Source organism: Rhodanobacteraceae bacterium, from assembly GCA_024234055.1.
Lineage (GTDB): Bacteria > Pseudomonadota > Gammaproteobacteria > Xanthomonadales > SZUA-5 > JADKFD01.
Map to the genome: position 1 here is coordinate 45214 of JACKOW010000013.1, position 16656 is coordinate 61869.

Sequence of the window (16656 nt, forward strand, 5' to 3'; positions counted from 1 at the left end):
CGTGCACAATTTTGAAGACATCCGCTCGCATCTTGCCAGCCGACACCAGTTGAACCAGAACCAACCCTTCGTGATCAGTCTCGACCTGAATCTGCCGGCCGGGCGTGTGCAGAGTCTATTCCTGGCCGACATTGAAACCGAGGACGGCAAGCGCTTGCTGCGCATGTCCACCCCGGTCGCTCCGCTGGCGCGATTGCCCGCCGAGAAATGCCTGCGCTTCAACTGGGCTCAACGGGTCGGCTTTCTCGCCGTGGACGACCTTGACGGCACCGCCTACGTGCATCTGTGCGAGAACCGTGGCTATGGCTCGCTGAGCACGCGCGAACTGGATCGCGTGCTGAATGAGCTCGGCTCTCTGGCCGATGGTCTGGAGTCGCTGGTGTCACCCGGCGAGGACCGCACCTGAGTCCAGCCGCGGGATCGCGGCCTCGCTGTGCTCTAATCAGCGTTCGTACACCGAGACCGCTATCCAGCGCCGACCCATGCCTCTGGAACTTCTGTTGTTGCTGGGCCTGGTCCTGCTCAATGGCTTCTTTGCCCTCAGCGAAATGGCGGTTGTCACTTCGCGCAAGGGCCGCCTCAAGCAGCAGGCCGAGACCCATCGTGGTGCGCGCGCGGCCCTGAAGCTGGCCGAGCATCCGGAGACTTTCCTGTCGGCGGTGCAAACCGGCATCACCCTGGTCGGCATTCTGACCGGCGTGTTCAGTGGCGCCGCGATCGGTGCGCGGATTTCAGACTGGCTGTCGCAGTTCGATCCGCTGGCGGCCTACGCAGAGCCCCTGGGCCTGGGCATTGCCGTGGTGGGCATCACGCTGTTCAGCATCATCCTGGGCGAGCTGATGCCCAAGCGCCTGGCCTTGCTGGCACCCGAACGCATTGCCGTCATCGTCGCGATGCCGATGCTGGTCTTCAGCCGCATCACCCATCCCTTCGTGGTCATGCTGGCCTTCATCACCCGGGTCAGCTTGCGGCTGCTGGGCGCTGGCGACAGCAACGAGTCGCGCATCACCGAAGAAGAGATCCGCCTGCTGGTGGCCGAGAGTGCCGAACAGGGAGAGATTGAAGACATCGAGCGCAACATGATCAATCGCGCACTGCGGCTCTCGGACCGCAGTGCCGAGAGCGTGATGACGCCCCGAAACCGCATCGCCTGGCTCAATGCCGAAGCGCCGCTGGCGGAGAACCTGGCCACGATGCGAACCACGCCCTACGCCAGCTATCCGGTCATGCGTGGCAGTGACAAGGAAGTGCTGGGCGTGTTGACGGTCAAATCCCTGATCGAGCGCATTGGCTCCGGTGGCCAGTTCGATCTGTTCAAGCGGCTGGAGAAGCCGCTGTTCGTGCCCGAATCCACCAGCGCGCTGAAATTGCTGAACGAACTGGGCGATGCCGAGTCGCGGCTGGCGCTGGTGGTGGATGAATATGGCGATCTGCAGGGGCTGGTCACGCGCAATGACGTGATGGCGGCGATCCTCGGCGCCACCGTTCATCAGGGCCGGCCGGACACCGATGACGCCATGATCGTGAGCCGCGCCGACGGCAGTTATCTGCTGGATGGCGCGCTCAAGATCGAGGATCTGCGGGATCTGCTGGAACTGCCGGCACTGCCTGGTGAGGGCGAACACGCGTACCAGACCTTGGCTGGCATGCTGATCTCCGAGCTCGGCCATATTCCCAAGGTGGCGGAGACCTACGACTTCGACGATTACCGCTTCGAGGTCGTCGACCTGGATGGCGCAAGGGTCGACAAGGTGCTGGTGTCGCTATTGCGACCTACGCCTCCGGCGGTTTGAGCCACGGCCTTCCGCCAGACTGAGGCGCCGGCGGCGGCAATCAGCTCCGAACTCTCAACCCGAACACTGGAAATAGAGAACGTCAGCCGAATCCTTGTCGGTGGACTGACCCAGACTGATCTTGCCGGATTTGCGCAACTGCACTTCGTCGCGATGCAGGCGCAATTCGTCGTCGTCATCCAGCCGCAGATAGGTGCCGTTGGTGCTGCGATCGGTCAACACGAAATAACCGCGCCTGAACTCGATGGTGGCGTGATTGCGTGACACCCATTCGTTGTCGATGACCAGCGAGCTGCCCGGATCGCGGCCGAGGCCGAAGGGCGGCGCCAGGCTGGACAACTCGATCAGCTGCCCCCGAAAGCGCAGCGTGAGCTTGGCGCCGGCCGGAGCATCGTCAAGGCGGATGGCCCGCGCCACCATGGTGACGTTGGAGGTGTCTTCCTGCCAGATCACATCGACGATCTCGACCGGATTGTGCTTGCCGGCCACGCGCACATCGCCGAGATGGCGGGTGCGGATCATCGAGCTGTTGCTCATGCCCTGGATGGTGGTCAGCGTGGTCACGATCTGCTCGCGCTTGGCCATCTGGGTCATGCGCGCGGCGGTGTTGACGGCATCGCCGTAGACATCGCCCTCTTCCAGCAAGGCCTCGCCATGATGCAAGCCGATGCGCACGGCCAGGAAATCACGCTGCCAGATCAGATCGCCGTGCACCCGACGCTGCATGTCGATGGCCGCCATGATGCCGGCCATGGGGCCCGGAAAGGTGCACATCAGTTCATCGCCGATGGTCTTGATCACCCGGCCCCCGTGTTGCTGGGTGATCTCGGTCAGAACCGAGAGCACCGCCGAGGTGATGGCCCGGGCGCCGACGTCGCCAAGCTTCTCGAAGAGCTTGGTGCTGCCCGCGATGTCGGCAAAGAGGATGGTGATGGGCTGAAGACTCATGGGTCCAATGCTAGGCGATCGCCACCGGCGGGCAAAGTAGGGAAACACCAGTATTCGCGATACTGGTCGATCAGCGGCAAAAATTTTGTGCAGCTTCGAACATTCAAGGTGCCCAAGGCTACACGGGTATGTCAACCGTTGCCGGACTGGATCGTTGTCCATGGCAAACAATTCGCCGGATCCGGCCCGAATTCCCGTCAGGAGGCTGCATGAACACGCCGCGACACCTCTTTGCGTCCATCCTCTATCTGGGCCTGATGCTCGCGGGAAGCCGCGCCCTGGCGGTCGATCCCGCCAACAAGGCCGGCTACGTGATCGGCAGCAACATCAGCGGCACCTTCTACGACCCGGCCCAGAATGGCCAGGGCTTTGTGCTGCAGCACATTGTCAGCAATGGTCAACCTTTGCTGCTGGCCACCTGGTTCACCTATCTGGACGGCCAGCAACGCTGGCTGATCGGCGTCGGCAGTGCGACTGGCAATCAGGTCAGCATCCCCCTGTCGATCACCCGTGGCGCCGACTTCCCGCCCCGATTCGATCCGGCGACCGCCCAGGTGGAGCCCTGGGGCACGCTGACCCTGAGTTTCAGTGACGCCAGTCACGGCAGTGCCAGCTGGACCAGCACCTACGCCGGATTCAACAACGGCAGCATGCCGATCGAGCGACTGACCACGCCGGATAGCCGCTTCGAGCCGACCGTGGGGCAGATTGCGGCCTGCCACAGCGGATCCTGGTACGACCCGGCCCAGAACGGCCACGGCATCTTCACCGAAGTCCTCGGCAGCGGCAGTGAGCGCCAGCTGCTGGCGATCTGGTATGCCTACCTCAACGGCGAACAGCGCTGGATGACCGCGCTGGGGCCGATACAGGGCAACAGCGCCACGCTGACCGCCTCGATCACCTCGGGCGCTGATTTTCCGCCGGCCTTCAATCCGGCGGAGGTGATCAGCGTGCCCTGGGGCACGATGACCTTTACCGGCGTCGATGCCGACCACGCCAACTGGACCTGGACCAGCACCCAGCCGGGATTCGGCAGCGGCAGCCTCAGTCTGACTCGGCTGAGTGCGCTCAGCGGCAGCGATTGCGGACCGAGCAGCGACAAGAGCGCCGCGCGCTTCCTGACCCAGGCCAGCTTTGGTCCCACCCCCGCCGATATCGCCTCCGTGCGCACGCTGGGATATGCCGGCTGGATCGACGCCCAGCTGACAGTGCCGCCGACGCTGCAACGGCCCACCATCGAGCAACAGATCGCTGCCCAGGTGCTGATCGATCCGCGCAACGCGCAGTTCTATCGCGCCTACCGGCAGGAACGCTGGTTCAACTCGGCCCTGTACGCGCCGGACCAGTTGCGCCAGCGCATGGCGTTTGCGCTCTCGCAGATCCTGGTGCTGTCGGAGGTCGGCGCACTCGACAACAACACCATCGGCGTGGCCGAGTACAACGACATCCTGCTGCGCAACGCCTTCGGCAACTACCGAACCCTGCTGCGCGAGGTCACGCTGAGCCCGATGATGGGCACCTTCCTGACCCATCTGCGCAATCAGAAGACCGACTGGACTCTGGATGACTCCAACACCCTGGTGCCGAGTCTGATCCAGCCCGATGAGAACTATGCCCGCGAGGTCATGCAGTTGTTCTCGATCGGCCTGATCGAGCGCAATCGCGATTTCAGCCCGGTCCTGAGCAATGGCGCACCAGTGCCCACCTACACCCAGGATCTGGTCACGGCCACCGCACGGGTACTGACCGGCTTCAGCTACTCGTGCTCAGGCCCCGCCACCGTCAGCGGCGTGTTCATCAATCGCAACTGTGGCCTGAGCACCGGCACCGCCGGCCAGTTCTCGACCACGCAGTTCTTCTCCACGCCCGGTCGCTACGCGGTGCCTGGCACGGTCACGGCGCTGGCGCATCCGGACACTTACCAGCCCATGGTCTGCTATCCGCGCTACAGCGACACCGGACGCTCGGCCACCGCCAGCAACAACTACGCCGTACTGCCGGCGCCCAATGACACCAAGATTCTGCTGGGTGGCATCAGCATCCAGCCGAGCCCGGTGGCCTGCTACACCTCCACGCCAGCCAGCGACCAGCAGACCTGCATCGATTACTGCAACAACCAGCTGGACACCTTGCTGGATTCGCTCTACCTGCATCCGAATGTGCCACCGATGATGGCCAGGCAGCTGATCCAGCGACTGACCACCAGCAATCCCTCGCCCAGCTACATCGAGCGCGTGGCCGCGGTATTCGAGGACGATGGCAGCGGCGTGCGTGGCAATCTCGGCGCCGTGGTCAAGGCCATCCTGCTGGATCCAGAGGCCCGGGCCAGCGCGCCAGCGACGGAATTCGGCAAGCTGCGCGAACCGCTGCTGCGGCTGACCGCCATCCTGCGCGCCTTCGGTGTACAGAACGGCCTCAATGGCGCCAACGGTTTGAGCGGCACCGAGCGCGGGGGCCTCGGCCAGGCGCCACTGCGCGCCACCTCGGTGTTCAATTTCTACGAGCCCGACTACCAGCAGCCCGGTGAGATCGCGGATGCCGGCCTGTATTCGCCGGAATTCCAGATTCTCAACGAATCGACCTTCATCAGCATGTCCGACGAGTTCTGGCGCCGCATCTTCAGCGGTTACAACGCCACCAGCGCCACTACCACCGGCTTTGCCACGCCCAACAATGCCGCCTATCTGTCGCCGACCGTGATCGACGCCATGCCTGCCGGGCATGCCGAACTGGTGGAGGAACTCAACCAGCGGCTGCTCTACGGCAGCATGAGTGACAGCATGCGCGGCAAGCTGGTGGCCTTGCTGGACACCGGCATGGCCGATGCCGATCACCGTCGCAAGGTGCTCAGCCTGATCCATCTGATTGCCATCTCGTCCGAATTTGCCGTGCAGCAGTAAGGAGCCGCCGTCATGGGTCACCACAGCAGCAACAACCGTCGCGAGTTCCTGAAGAAGCTGGGCTGCAGCTTTGCCGCAGGCTCGCTGGCCAGCCTGATTCCGCAGCTGGCGCTGATGCCGCGAGCCATGGCCCAGTCGGCCACTGGCTACCGCGCCCTGGTCTGCGTCTATCTGGCTGGCGCCAACGATTCCTGGAACTGGCTGGTGCCACGCGACAGCGAGAGCTCCGGCAGCCGCTACGACACCTACCGCCTGACCCGCGGCGGCGTGTACAGCGGCAGCAACAGCAGCGGCCTGGCACTGGCTTTCAACGATCTGCTGCCGATCACACCCAGTAACCAGCCCAGTGCCTATGGCCTGCACCCGGCCAATGCCGATTTCACTGCGGTCAACGGCAGCGCCGCGCAGGCCCACAGCGGCATCCAGAGCTTGTTCAATCAGGGCAAGGCGGCCTTTGTCTGCAACACCGGCACCTTGGTCCGACCGATCAGCAAGAGCGAGTACGAAAACGGTGCGCCACGGCCACCGCAGCTGTTCTCGCACAACGACCAGGAACTGCAGTGGCAGGTGGGCATGTCGGCGCCGAGCAATCCGATGGCACGTTTCGGCTGGGGTGGCCGGGTGGCCAAACTGGCCGCAGGTGGCCCGCTGGCGAACGGGCTGTCTCCGACGATTTCGGTCGCCGGCGCCGCGCGCTTCCTGATCGGCGACCAGATCCTGCCCTATCAGCTGTCCAGCGCTGGCGTCGACCTGATCGACAACTATGCTGCCGACAGCACCGCCAACTATTCCAATGTGCGTCGTGCAGTCCTCAACGACCTGCTCGACGATGCCCAGGTCCATCCCTTCGCCCGCGGCTATTCCAGCATTGCCCGACGCTCGCTCGATGTAGGCGAAAGCCTGGCCACCCTGCTGGATGCGCCCGATGGCAGCGGCAATGTCAGCAGTGTGTTTCCGGCCGGCAACACCCTCGCAGACCAGTTGAAGATGGTGGCGCGCATGATCAAGGTCAGCCGCACGCTGGGCGCCAATCGTCAGGTCTATTACGTACGCATGGGCAGCTTCGATCTGCACCAGGGCATGTTTGAAGCCGGCGGCGAGATAGCGAGCACCGGCCACGGCGCGCTGCTGACCACACTGAATCAGGCCCTCGGTGCCTTCTGGAGTGCGCTGGGCGAGATCAACGCCCGCAGCGAAGTCACCACCTTCACGATGAGCGATTTCGGGCGCACGCTGAGCGGCAATGGCAGCGGCTCCGATCACGCCTGGGGCGGCAATCTGCTGGTGCTGGGCGACGCCGTGCGCGGCAATCAGCTCTACGGCAAGTTCCCGAAACTGGTGCTCAACGCCAACGACAACGCCGACCAGGACTGGAGCCTGTCACGCGGGCAGTACATCCCGACCACAGCGGTGGATCAGGTGGCCTCCACGCTGGCGCGCTGGATGGGCGTGACCGACAGCACGGCGCTGGATGCCATCTTCCCGCAACTCGCCAACTTCAACGGCAATGATCTGGGATTCATGAGCTGATCCGACAACCGCAGGCAAGATCAGCATCCGCTGATCCTGCCAACGCGGCCATAAGCGAGGCCATGGGAGTCCCCGTCGCCCCTGGCGGCGCGCCTGTTTCGCGCAACCAGCATTGGGGGGGCACGAGGGCAGCAATGGCAGCCTCACCGCGAGCTCTTGATCTTGCGTGCCCTCGTGCCCTCTCGCCCTCAATCCAACAACTTGAGGCATGTTTGACGAGACCGCGCTCTACGGCGCCTGGGCTACTTCAGCCATGCTGGAATCATAGACATTCACACGGTTACGGCCGGCGTGCTTGGAGGCATAGAGGGCGTGATCGGCATGGGCCAGCAATCGATCCAGATCGTAGCCGGAATCTGCGCTGGAGCTGACTCCAAAGCTGGCGCTGACCTCGAAGCTGGCGCCGTTAGTGCGACCATCGATGCCAGCAATGCACTCGCGTAGCTGCGAAGCCAGCTCGCGGGCGCAATCCAGATCGCAGTCCGGGCGCAGAATCGCGAACTCTTCTCCACCAATGCGCGCAAAAACGTCTTTGCCCGTCACCGCTGACTTCGACACCGACGCGACCTGACGCAACACCCAGTCGCCGGTGGCATGTCCAAAGTGATCGTTGATGCGCTTGAACAGGTCCAGATCAAACATGATCAAGCTCACCACCCTGCGCTTGCGTTCGCTGGCCAGCAGCAGTTCGCCAGCGCGATCGGTGAAATGCCCGCGATTGGACAGGCCAGTCAAGGCGTCGGTTTCAGCCAGTCGCTTCAGCTCGATCTGCACCCGCTTGATGCGATAGGCCCAGAAGGCCAGCGACGCCAGCAGCAACAACACCAGCGCCAGCACCAGCTGGGTGTTGGTGGCCGCCTGCTTGCTGACCTTCTGCTCCAGCTGCAGCACCCGGTTCTGGCGGTTGAGCAGCTCGATGGTCTGGGTCTTCTGCAGGGTTTCGTGCTTGGCCAGCTGCACCGCCAGTTCGCGGGCCTTGGTGGCATCCAGATAGGCCTTGTCGGCCTCGGCATAATTGCGGTACTGCTCCAGCGCAGCGGCCGTGTCGCCGCGTTCGATGGCGGTGTCATAAAGGGTCTTGTAGGCCAGCACCAGCGGCAGAGAAAAGGCAATGCCGCTGCTCTGGGCGATGGCCTGGCGGGCGTGCTCCTCGGCTTCAGCCGCGTGACCCAGCTTGTAATGGTACTGCGCAAGCAGTGACTGGATTTCGCCGATCAGCCGCGGGTAGCGGGTGGCGTCGACCTCGGCTAGGTGCTGCTGCAACAAGCTCACCGCCTCGGCAGTTCGTCCCTCGGCATCCCACTTGCGCGCCAGATAGCCGCGAACGAAACCGGTCACCAGGACCTCACCTTCGGCTTGACAGCGCTGGATTCGCTCCGTGAACTGCTGATCGTCTGCCGGCAGCTCACCCAGATTGAACAGGGCTTCCAGACGCATGAATTCCGCTTTGCAGCGCGTACGCCCGCTGGTCGGTTCAGCCAGCACCATGTCGGCATAGTGCAGCGCCAGATCGTACTGCCCCACCTGATTGAAGAGCACCATGGCACCGATCAGGCTCTGCTGCCGCAGCTGCTGGTCACTGATCTGAGGCAGCAAGGCCAGGGTCTGGTCGAGGTAGGCCAGGCCCTCCGCAAACTCTCGTGTTGCCGCAAAGTTGTTGACGAGAAACGCGCCAGTCTGAAAGCGCACGTTCACATCGGTAGCTTCTTCGAACAGCACCTTGAGATCGCGGATCGCGCCTTGAAAATCACCGGCCAGCGCGAGTCTGTAGGTCTGCAGATAGCGCAGACGTTCACGCTGCTGCACGGTCGCCTCGACACTTATGGCATCGAGCCGATCCAGCAGCAGGGAAAATTTGCCCGCATCGGCACTGCGCAGGGCATCCGCTTCAGCCAACAGTGATTCGAACTGATCCGAATCACCGTGGGCCTGAGGCGTCAGGCAGAGCAGCAGCGCCAGGCAGCTCGCGCGGAGCATTGGCCGACTGGACATGGATCTGGCCGTGTTCAGCGCCCCGCCGCAACCCGCCGCGACTCGGTCTGCTGCTCAGGCTCCTGAGCCGGATCTTGAGCCGGTTGCTCATCCGGTTGCTGCGGTTCGTTTTCTGCCGGCAGCAAGATGAAGCACACGGCCTCGCTGGCGCCGAGCAACTGCGGCAGACGGGTGGCATCACGACGCGCCAGCGCTTCACGCAGTTCGGCGCCAACATCCAGGCGGGATACCGCCGCCGCATAGCTCTGATCCGACTGCTCAACCGAGGCACCTAACTGGGCAAGAAATTCAACAACCTTCGACATGCCGTTCTCCTGTGGACTTGGGGTGGGCTCAAGCGGCACGGAACTGCTGTTCCAGTGCGTCGAGTTTGGATTTGACCAGCGCATTGCTGAGCATGCGCCGAGCGGGCGGTACGATCAGCGTCGATTGCAGGGTGAGGGGCACAGAGGCCAGATCCCGCAGCGCCAGTGTTTCGATCCTCGGGGGGGCGATGGCCAGCGTCGCCGCTTCGTAGACGGTCACCCGGTGCTCGGCGGGATAGTCGGCGCCCAGCACTTCGACCAGCAATTCCACGTACGCAGGGTTGGTGCTCAACCTGCGGCTATGGATGTCACCAGTGATGCCCACCTGCCAGAGGATCAGATAGGCCGCAGTATCGATGTGGCGCTGGTAGGCCATGAACTGACTGGCTTCGAAATGCTGGCAGCCGTAACGCCCAGGATCGATGCCGAGATCAGCGTAGAGACAATCCTCGGCTGAAATGCCCGGCTCCATGTGCGCGTGAAAGCCCTCTTGACGGGCCTGCTCGATCGCCTGATGCGGCGCCAGCGCGAACACGCCCGGATGGCCGTAGAAGGCGCCACAGACGCGCTTGCCGGCGCGAACTTCGATCAGCATGACCTCGACCATCTCGCGATAGGTCTGGTGACGCGACTTGCCCTCACCGTAACAGGGCTGCAGGTTGCGCACATCCGCATGCATCTGCTGCAGCCAGAGTTCCACCAGTGGATCGGAGACCGCGGCGAAGACCACCTCGGCCTGTTCGATATGGCTACGAGACCGCGGACTGATGTGCGCGCCCAGAGTCATCCCCAGACCCACGCAGACCAGTGAACCCGCAAGCTCGGCACGCTCAGTTTGCATCCAGCCCGGCCTCAGGAAGTTGCAGCGAATCAATCGTGGCCGCATCGGCGCGACCGGCCCGGGCACACCATATCCGAATGATGAGTCAATGCAACAGGGCGCGAGGGCGCGAGGGGCAAAAGCACGAGGGCACGAGGGCGCGAGGGCAAGAGGGCACGCAAGAGCGGGTTTGAGGCGAGCTGCTGATCTTTCTTGCCCTCTTGCCCTCTTGCCCTCTTGCCCTCTTGCCCTCTTGCCCTCTTGCCCTCTTGCCCTCTTGCCCTCTTGCCCACTTGCCCTCAGTCCAGGCCCTGCCGCTGCTGCCATTGCCGCCGAGTCAACTCCCAGCGAAAGCCGAGCGCCGTGTCGGCATCCGCTGTCAGCGCCGCGAAGCCGAGCTTGTGCATCAAGCCGCTGGCAGACCCGTTGTTGCCGGCATGCCGGGTATGCAGACGGGCCACGGTCGACGCGCTGAAGACATGATCAGCCAGCAACGCAATGGCCTTGGCCGCAAGGCCGCGGTTCTGCCACGCCGCCAGCACCATGGCCCCGACTTCACCTTGCAGCTCGGTCTCGGCGGCCGGTGTTGCCACGACGCCCAGCAGCCCGACGTCGGCATCCAGGGCTTCGATCACCCAATAGCGCGCCCGCGAGTGCGGATCCGCGTTGGCCTTCAAGGCCAGGGCGAAGGCGCGCTGTGCCGCGGGCTTGGTCAATACCTCGGCCACCTGCCGCATCAGATCGACATCGGTGTATACGGCGCAATAGAGCGCTTCGTCGAACTGAACCAGGGGCCGCAGACGCAATCCATCCCTGACCATCTCCCGCAATGGCGGCATCTGAGGCGGGTGGTCGCCCATCACGGGATCAGTTCTCAAGCATCATCAGTCGACGCAGAGTCTTGCCGATGGCCCGAACAGCAGCAAGTCTGTCGAGCCGAACCCAGCCGCTTCCCTTCGCGTCCTTTCTGCTTTTCCTTCGCGACCTTTGCGGCCTGCTTCTTCGGCACCCTGCACCAGCAGGCCCCAGCCGGGGCGCGGCGTCCGCTAAGCCGCGCGACGCTCCGCTGTCTTGTTGTTGCGGGTGCGCAGCCAGGCCGCGTATTCGTCCAGATCGCCGTCGAACTCCTCCACATGGCCGTCGGCCACGCGCCAATAGGTGTTGCACACCAGACCGGTGAGATGGCGGTCATGCGAGACCAGCACGATGGCGCCGCCGAAGTCACTCAGGGCTTCGGCCAGGGCCTCACGGGTTTCCAGATCCAGATGGTTGGTGGGCTCGTCGAGCAGCATGACGTTGGGTTTGCGCCAGGCGATCAGGGCCAGCGCCAGCCGCGCTCGCTCGCCGCCGGAGAAGCCGTCGACCAGCTCGAAAGCGCGATTGCCGGGAAAGCTCCAGCGCCCCAGGTAATCGCGGAATTCCTGTACCGACACACCGGGCGCAATCATGCGCATGTGATCGATCGGGCTTTGACCCTCATGCAGCGATTCCACCGTGTGCTGGGCGAAGTAGCCGAGTTCCAGGTCCGGATGGTTGATGCGCTCGCCCTTGAGCAAGGGCAGTTCGCCGACCAGCGACTTGACCAGCGTCGATTTGCCGGCGCCGTTGGGGCCAAGCAAACCGATGCGATCGCCCGCTTCCAGGCGGAAGTCGACATTGGCCAGCACCCGATGCTGGCCATAACCGGCATCGACATGATTCAGGCGAATCAGCGAGAACGGCAGCTTGGGCGGATCGCTGAAACCAATGCGCACTTCACGCTCGGCGCGCACCGCCTCGGTACCGGCCAGCTTGGCCAGACGCTTGACCCGCGACTGCGCCTGCTTGGCGCGCGCCGCCGACGCCTTGAAGCGGTCGATGAAGGCCTGCAGATGGGCACGCTCGGCCTGCTCCTTCTCGAAGGCGATCTGCTGCAGGCGCAGATGCTCTGAGCGCTGGCGCTCGAAGCTGGTGTAGTCGCCGGTGTAGAGCTTGGCCTTGCCCTCGTTCAGATGCAGCGTATGGGTGCACAATCCATCAAGGAACTCGCGGTCATGCGAGATCATCATCAACATGCCCGGATATTTCAGCAGCCATTGCTCCAGCCACATCACCGCATCCAGGTCCAGATGGTTGGTGGGCTCGTCGAGCAGCAGCAAATCACTGGGCATCATCAATGCCCGCGCCAGATTCAGGCGCACCCGCCAGCCGCCGGAAAAGGCCGACACCGGCATCTCGTGGGTGTCCGGCGTGAAACCCAGACCATGCAACAGTCGCCCCGCGCGCGCCGTGGCGTCATAGCCGTTGATCTCGGCCAGCTTCTGGTGGGCCTCGGCCACCGCGTCCCAGTCCTCGGCGGCCATCGCTTCGGCCTCGGCGCGAATGATGGCGTGCACTTCGGTGTCGCCCGAGAGCACGAAATCCAGCGCTGGATCCGGCAAGGACGGCGTTTCCTGGGCCACGCTGGCGATACGCAGCCGCTGCGGGATATCGACATCGCCGCGGTCAGCTTCCAGCTCACCCTGGATCACGGCAAACAGACTGGACTTGCCACAGCCATTACGCCCGATCACGCCAACGCGCTGGCCGTCATGCAGGGCAATGTCCATTCCGGACAGCAACAGGCGCTCGCCGCGGCGCAGCGCGAAATTCTTGAAGGCAATCATGGGCGCGGAGTCTACGCCGGAGTTCTAGAAGGTTTGCGTCAGCAGGCGAGTATTTTTGGGGGCACGGGAAGGGCTCGCAGTATTGGCGACCTTGCGGTTCTTTGATCCTGGCCGGCAGCAGACCATGGGCCACGAACCGCGCTGCTTCGAAGCGACTCCGAGGAGGGCCGCGCGCCTGCGCGGCCGCTCGTGAGCTTCAGCGAAAACAGCGCGGCGCCCTCCAACAAGGCGTGTCAGCGATCTCGGCGCACAGAGACAGCACCCAGCAGTGCCAGCGCCAAAGCGAGCAGAATCAGCCCGTCGTTGCCCAAAGCAGGAATACCCTCGACCGCGAAGCCGACCTGCACGGACACGTTAGCGACGTCATTGCCGGCAACCGGGTCTGGCGTATCCGAACCGTTGCTGGCATTGACCGCCGTGGCACCTGCACTGTTGCTGTAGGAAAAGCCCTGCAGGGAGGGAATTTCAGCGCGCCATCTTGTTCTCGTGGCTGGTAGAACGGTGTGCCTGAAGCTGCCAGCCTGCTCAGAACACGAAGCCGATTCCCAGTGTCCAGCCGTCTGCGTCGCCATTGACCAGCGGCCGGCCGCTGGCATCGGACCACTCGCGGTTGAGCTTGAATATCCAGCTGTGGTCGGGCTCGTAACGCAGGCCCAGCAGGTGCTTGCGCTCGCGTTCGCGCAAGACCATTGCCGAGACGCTGGTCAGATCCTGCACGCTGACATGATCGTATTCGTAGATCAGGCTGAGGCGGGCGTCGGGAAAAGTCTCGCTTTTCCAGGTGTCTGGAAACCAGCGGTCGAGGTCATAACCCACCCGGGCGTAGCCGCCCCTGAAGGTGCCGGGATCGGCATGTTCGCGCTCGGCGCGCATCGACAGGTATTCGCCCGTGAACTTCCATGCATCCCAGCGCCAGGTCCAGTCCAGACCAATTCCGCGCAGCTGCTGTTTGCCGGCGTCATCGTAGGCGCCGCTGTAGATGCCCAGACCCAGTGCCAGTTGATCGCTCTGGCGCAGGGTCAGGTGCGCTGACAGGGCCTTGTCATTGTTGTTGTCCACACCAAAGCCCTGACGGTTGTTGCGCAGTCCGTTGTAACCGAACTGGTCATCGAGGCCGGCGATCAGATAAGCCTCCCAGTCCAGTTGCCAGTCGGGATTGAGTTCCGCGTGCCCGACCAGTCCGAAGCCGTTGTCGGTCCAGTCCGAGGGCGCGATCAGTCGCGAGGACAGCGGCCGCGCTATCACGTCTCGCAGCGGTGCGTAGTGGTCCGCCTCATTGTTGCCGAAGGGCACCAGAATGACGCCGGCGCGCAGGGCCAGTGATTCGTTCCAGGCCAGATCCACATAGGCCTGCTCCAGCAGAACTTCGCCGCCGCGCTCTGCACCCACCGAGGCCGCACGCTCGAACTCGATCTCGCTGAAGAAACTGATGCGTTCATGCGGCTGGCCGCTCAGCACCAGCTCGAAGGACTCGGCGTCGATGATCGAGTCCTGTCCGGATCGCTTGCCGAAGTTGACGGCGCCGTAGCTGCTGATGGCGATGTCGCGCTGGCGTGCTGCACCCACCGCCGCCAGAGCCTGGCTCTGCGATTCAACCTCTGCACGTACCTCGGCCAGATCGGCGCCCAGGCCGTCGACGGTCTTGCTGACAGCGCCCACCGCCGCAGGCAGGTCCGCGGATGGCGCGGGGGCGGCGTTCTGGACCAGCGCCCGGATCGCTGACAACTCGGCCTCCATCTGATCCCAGCGTGATTCCAGCGCACTCAGGCGCGCCTCCACCTCGGCGGTGTTGGCCGCATCAATGGATGGACCGATCAGCGCCAGCATCAGGGCCACCACCAGACGATGCGGCTTTGCAAGGCTTTTCAAAGACTTACCTCCAGGATGATGGGCTCGGCATTCCCCTTGGAGCCCTGTAGCAGCAAGGGATAGCTGCCCAGCGGCACACCGCGGGCGACATTCAGGCTGAACTCGAGATTGCTGTCGCTACGGCGCTTGAAGGTGCCAATCCGAAAGCGCGCATCGGCGACGCCGCCACTGCTCACTAGGGCCGTCTCGATGGCCGCAAGACCGGCGCCCTCGATGCGCAGGGTGACGCTGCGCCCCGCCCGGATCACCCGCGGGCTGAATCGATCAATGCGAATCGGCGCTGGCGGATTGACCTCGGTTGGCTGGCCCGTGACCGGCTCCTGACTGGCCGTCGGCTCTGCCGCCGGCGGTATGGTCGGCGGTAGCGGGATGATCGGCTCGGCCGGCTGGCGCTCAGGCGGGCTCTCGGGCGCACTGGAAACGGGCGCAACGCTGAGCTGCGTTGCCGGCACCGAAGGTTTCGTCGCGGCGCTGGCCGCAGGCTGCGGGCGCTCCCGCGCCGGAGCGAGCACGGCAGGTTCGCTGTCTGCCTGCGCCTTCGTCTCTGGTGGCGGCTGGATCGAGGTCGGCTCGGCGCCGGCAGCGGGCGTGGGGCTGGTTGGCGTCTCTGCAACCACCGCCGTGTCGGCATCGCCCGCCTGCTCGATGCTGGAGGCAGGCGCCGTGGTGGCGACAGCGGCAGTCTCATCGGGCCGCCCGGAGGCCAAGTCTTGCTCCACCTTCGCCGGCCACAGCCACCAGATCGCCAGGGCCACCGGCACCACAGCCGCCAACCACCAGCCCATCGACTTCGTCGTTCTGCTGTCGCCCGGGACCACCGGCGAGGCGCCACGCGTGAGTCCGCCCGCGATCGGCGCTGGTGCGGTTTCCGAAGAAGCGATTTGCTGGACACGGACATCAGGTCCGATGCCGGCGAGGATCTCGCGCAGGCGCAGCACCACATCGTCGGCGCTTGCCGGTCGTTGTTCTGGCACCTTCTGCACACATTGCTCGATCAGCATCAACAGCGGCCCGGGAGCGCCGTTGACGCGCGAAGCCAGCGCCGGCAGAGGCGCCGCCACCACCCGGGCCACGGTCGACTGCACGGTGTCGCCGCGGAACGGGTTTTCCCCTGCCAGCATGGTGTAGAACAGCAGCCCGAGAGCGTACACATCCGACGATGGCGCGTGACTGGCGCCCGACATCACCTCCGGCGCCACAAACTCCGGTGTGCCCACGAAATAGCCTGACGCCGTCAAGGAGCTGCCACCGGATTGGGCGATGCCGAAATCGAGCAGCTTGCAACGGCCATCCTCCAGCACCCGAACATTCTCGGGTTTGAGGTCTCTATGCAGCACACCGACCCGATGCGCTGCGGCTATCGCTTCGGCCACACCCAGCATTACCTGTACCTGGGCGCGCAGCGTTTGCGGACGGTGCATCCACTGGCTCAGATCCTCACCGGAGAGAAACTCCAGCACCAGGAAAGGCGAATGTTGCTCGACGCCGAATTCGAGCAGGGTCACGATGTTTGGATGGTTCAATCTGCCCATGGTCTGGGCTTCGCGCAGAAAGCGCTCGTTGGCTTGCGGATCCCGACCCAGGGTGACCAGCTTGATGGCCACCTCACGGCCAATGTCGGGATCCACCGCCAGGAACACTCGTCCCATGCCGCCGCTGCCAAGCAGGCGCTTGACCCAGTACTTGCCAATCTGTCTAGGGAGCGTGTCGGTGTTCACTGGAGCGATCGTGATTCCATCGTCGGAGCAGTGTGATCCACTCGCATTAGCACAAGCTTGTGAACCGCTCACCAGACCATCGCCGATGCTCGGGATCCCCATCAGCGGATGAATCTCGCTCACGGGAACATAGGCA

General features: G+C 64.0%; 13 protein-coding genes. 4 read left to right on the plus strand and 9 right to left on the minus strand.

What is annotated here, in order from left to right; translation table 11 throughout:
• Position 1: 1 nt before the first annotated feature.
• Together H7A19_17125 and H7A19_17130 are read left to right on the plus strand one after the other, a co-directional pair.
• Positions 2-406: a hypothetical protein gene (locus H7A19_17125; GenBank protein ID MCP5476555.1), complete on the plus strand. Its 405-nt coding sequence runs from the start codon at positions 2-4 to the stop codon at positions 404-406.
• 76 nt (positions 407-482) lie between these two features.
• Positions 483-1793, plus strand: coding sequence for an HlyC/CorC family transporter (locus H7A19_17130; protein ID MCP5476556.1), 1311 nt, complete (start codon positions 483-485; stop codon positions 1791-1793).
• A 54-nt stretch (positions 1794-1847) separates the two neighbouring features.
• Here the strand turns inward: H7A19_17130 and H7A19_17135 are convergent, their stop codons facing one another.
• Positions 1848-2741 (minus strand): adenylate/guanylate cyclase domain-containing protein, encoded by an 894-nt coding sequence (locus tag H7A19_17135; GenBank protein MCP5476557.1) that lies wholly within the window; start codon positions 2739-2741, stop codon positions 1848-1850.
• A gap of 209 nt (positions 2742-2950) precedes the next feature.
• On the opposite strand from H7A19_17135, the gene H7A19_17140 reads away from it, so the two are divergent.
• Together H7A19_17140 and H7A19_17145 are read left to right on the plus strand one after the other, a co-directional pair.
• The gene (locus tag H7A19_17140; GenBank protein MCP5476558.1) at positions 2951-5641 is read left to right on the plus strand and encodes a DUF1800 domain-containing protein; all 2691 of its coding nucleotides are present in this window, start codon (positions 2951-2953) and stop codon (positions 5639-5641) included.
• Positions 5642-5653: 12 nt separating this feature from the next.
• Complete coding sequence (locus H7A19_17145; GenBank protein MCP5476559.1) at positions 5654-7171, plus strand: DUF1501 domain-containing protein; 1518 nt, start codon at positions 5654-5656, stop codon at positions 7169-7171.
• 228 nt (positions 7172-7399) lie between these two features.
• Here H7A19_17145 and H7A19_17150 read toward each other — a convergent pair whose 3' ends face one another.
• The 8 genes from H7A19_17150 to H7A19_17185 all read right to left on the minus strand — a co-directional run bounded on the left by H7A19_17150 (position 7400) and on the right by H7A19_17185 (position 16520).
• Positions 7400-9148, minus strand: coding sequence for a diguanylate cyclase (locus tag H7A19_17150; protein MCP5476560.1), 1749 nt, complete (start codon positions 9146-9148; stop codon positions 7400-7402).
• 29 nt (positions 9149-9177) lie between these two features.
• Entirely contained in the window at positions 9178-9468 is a 291-nt protein-coding gene (locus tag H7A19_17155) for a hypothetical protein (GenBank protein ID MCP5476561.1), read from the minus strand.
• 28 nt (positions 9469-9496) lie between these two features.
• Complete coding sequence (locus tag H7A19_17160; protein ID MCP5476562.1) at positions 9497-10309, minus strand: hypothetical protein; 813 nt, start codon at positions 10307-10309, stop codon at positions 9497-9499.
• A gap of 278 nt (positions 10310-10587) precedes the next feature.
• Complete coding sequence (locus H7A19_17165) at positions 10588-11166, minus strand: GNAT family N-acetyltransferase (GenBank protein ID MCP5476563.1); 579 nt, start codon at positions 11164-11166, stop codon at positions 10588-10590.
• A gap of 168 nt (positions 11167-11334) precedes the next feature.
• The gene (locus H7A19_17170; GenBank protein ID MCP5476564.1) at positions 11335-12933 is read right to left on the minus strand and encodes an ABC-F family ATP-binding cassette domain-containing protein; all 1599 of its coding nucleotides are present in this window, start codon (positions 12931-12933) and stop codon (positions 11335-11337) included.
• Between the two features lie 233 nt (positions 12934-13166).
• On the minus strand, positions 13167-13505 hold the full coding sequence (locus tag H7A19_17175) for an IPTL-CTERM sorting domain-containing protein (GenBank protein MCP5476565.1): 339 nt from the start codon (positions 13503-13505) through the stop codon (positions 13167-13169).
• Positions 13459-14802: a carbohydrate porin gene (locus H7A19_17180; protein MCP5476566.1), complete on the minus strand. Its 1344-nt coding sequence runs from the start codon at positions 14800-14802 to the stop codon at positions 13459-13461. The genes H7A19_17175 and H7A19_17180 overlap by 47 nt, the downstream gene beginning before the upstream one ends.
• On the minus strand, positions 14799-16520 hold the full coding sequence (locus H7A19_17185) for a protein kinase (protein ID MCP5476567.1): 1722 nt from the start codon (positions 16518-16520) through the stop codon (positions 14799-14801). The genes H7A19_17180 and H7A19_17185 overlap by 4 nt, the downstream gene beginning before the upstream one ends.
• Between the last annotated feature and the right edge of the window lie 136 nt (positions 16521-16656).

What these genes read in the sequence shown, in the direction of transcription:
- H7A19_17130 (MCP5476556.1), top strand. Translation starts at nt 483, where the DNA reads ATGCCTCTGGAACTTCTGTTGTTGCTGGGCCTGGTCCTGCTCAATGGC.
- H7A19_17135 (MCP5476557.1), bottom strand. Translation starts at nt 2,741, where the DNA reads ATGAGTCTTCAGCCCATCACCATCCTCTTTGCCGACATCGCGGGCAGC.
- H7A19_17140 (MCP5476558.1), top strand. Translation starts at nt 2,951, where the DNA reads ATGAACACGCCGCGACACCTCTTTGCGTCCATCCTCTATCTGGGCCTG.
- H7A19_17145 (MCP5476559.1), top strand. Translation starts at nt 5,654, where the DNA reads ATGGGTCACCACAGCAGCAACAACCGTCGCGAGTTCCTGAAGAAGCTG.
- H7A19_17150 (MCP5476560.1), bottom strand. Translation starts at nt 9,148, where the DNA reads ATGCTCCGCGCGAGCTGCCTGGCGCTGCTGCTCTGCCTGACGCCTCAG.
- H7A19_17155 (MCP5476561.1), bottom strand. Translation starts at nt 9,468, where the DNA reads ATGTCGAAGGTTGTTGAATTTCTTGCCCAGTTAGGTGCCTCGGTTGAG.
- H7A19_17160 (MCP5476562.1), bottom strand. Translation starts at nt 10,309, where the DNA reads ATGCAAACTGAGCGTGCCGAGCTTGCGGGTTCACTGGTCTGCGTGGGT.
- H7A19_17170 (MCP5476564.1), bottom strand. Translation starts at nt 12,933, where the DNA reads ATGATTGCCTTCAAGAATTTCGCGCTGCGCCGCGGCGAGCGCCTGTTG.
- H7A19_17175 (MCP5476565.1), bottom strand. Translation starts at nt 13,505, where the DNA reads ATGGCGACGCAGACGGCTGGACACTGGGAATCGGCTTCGTGTTCTGAG.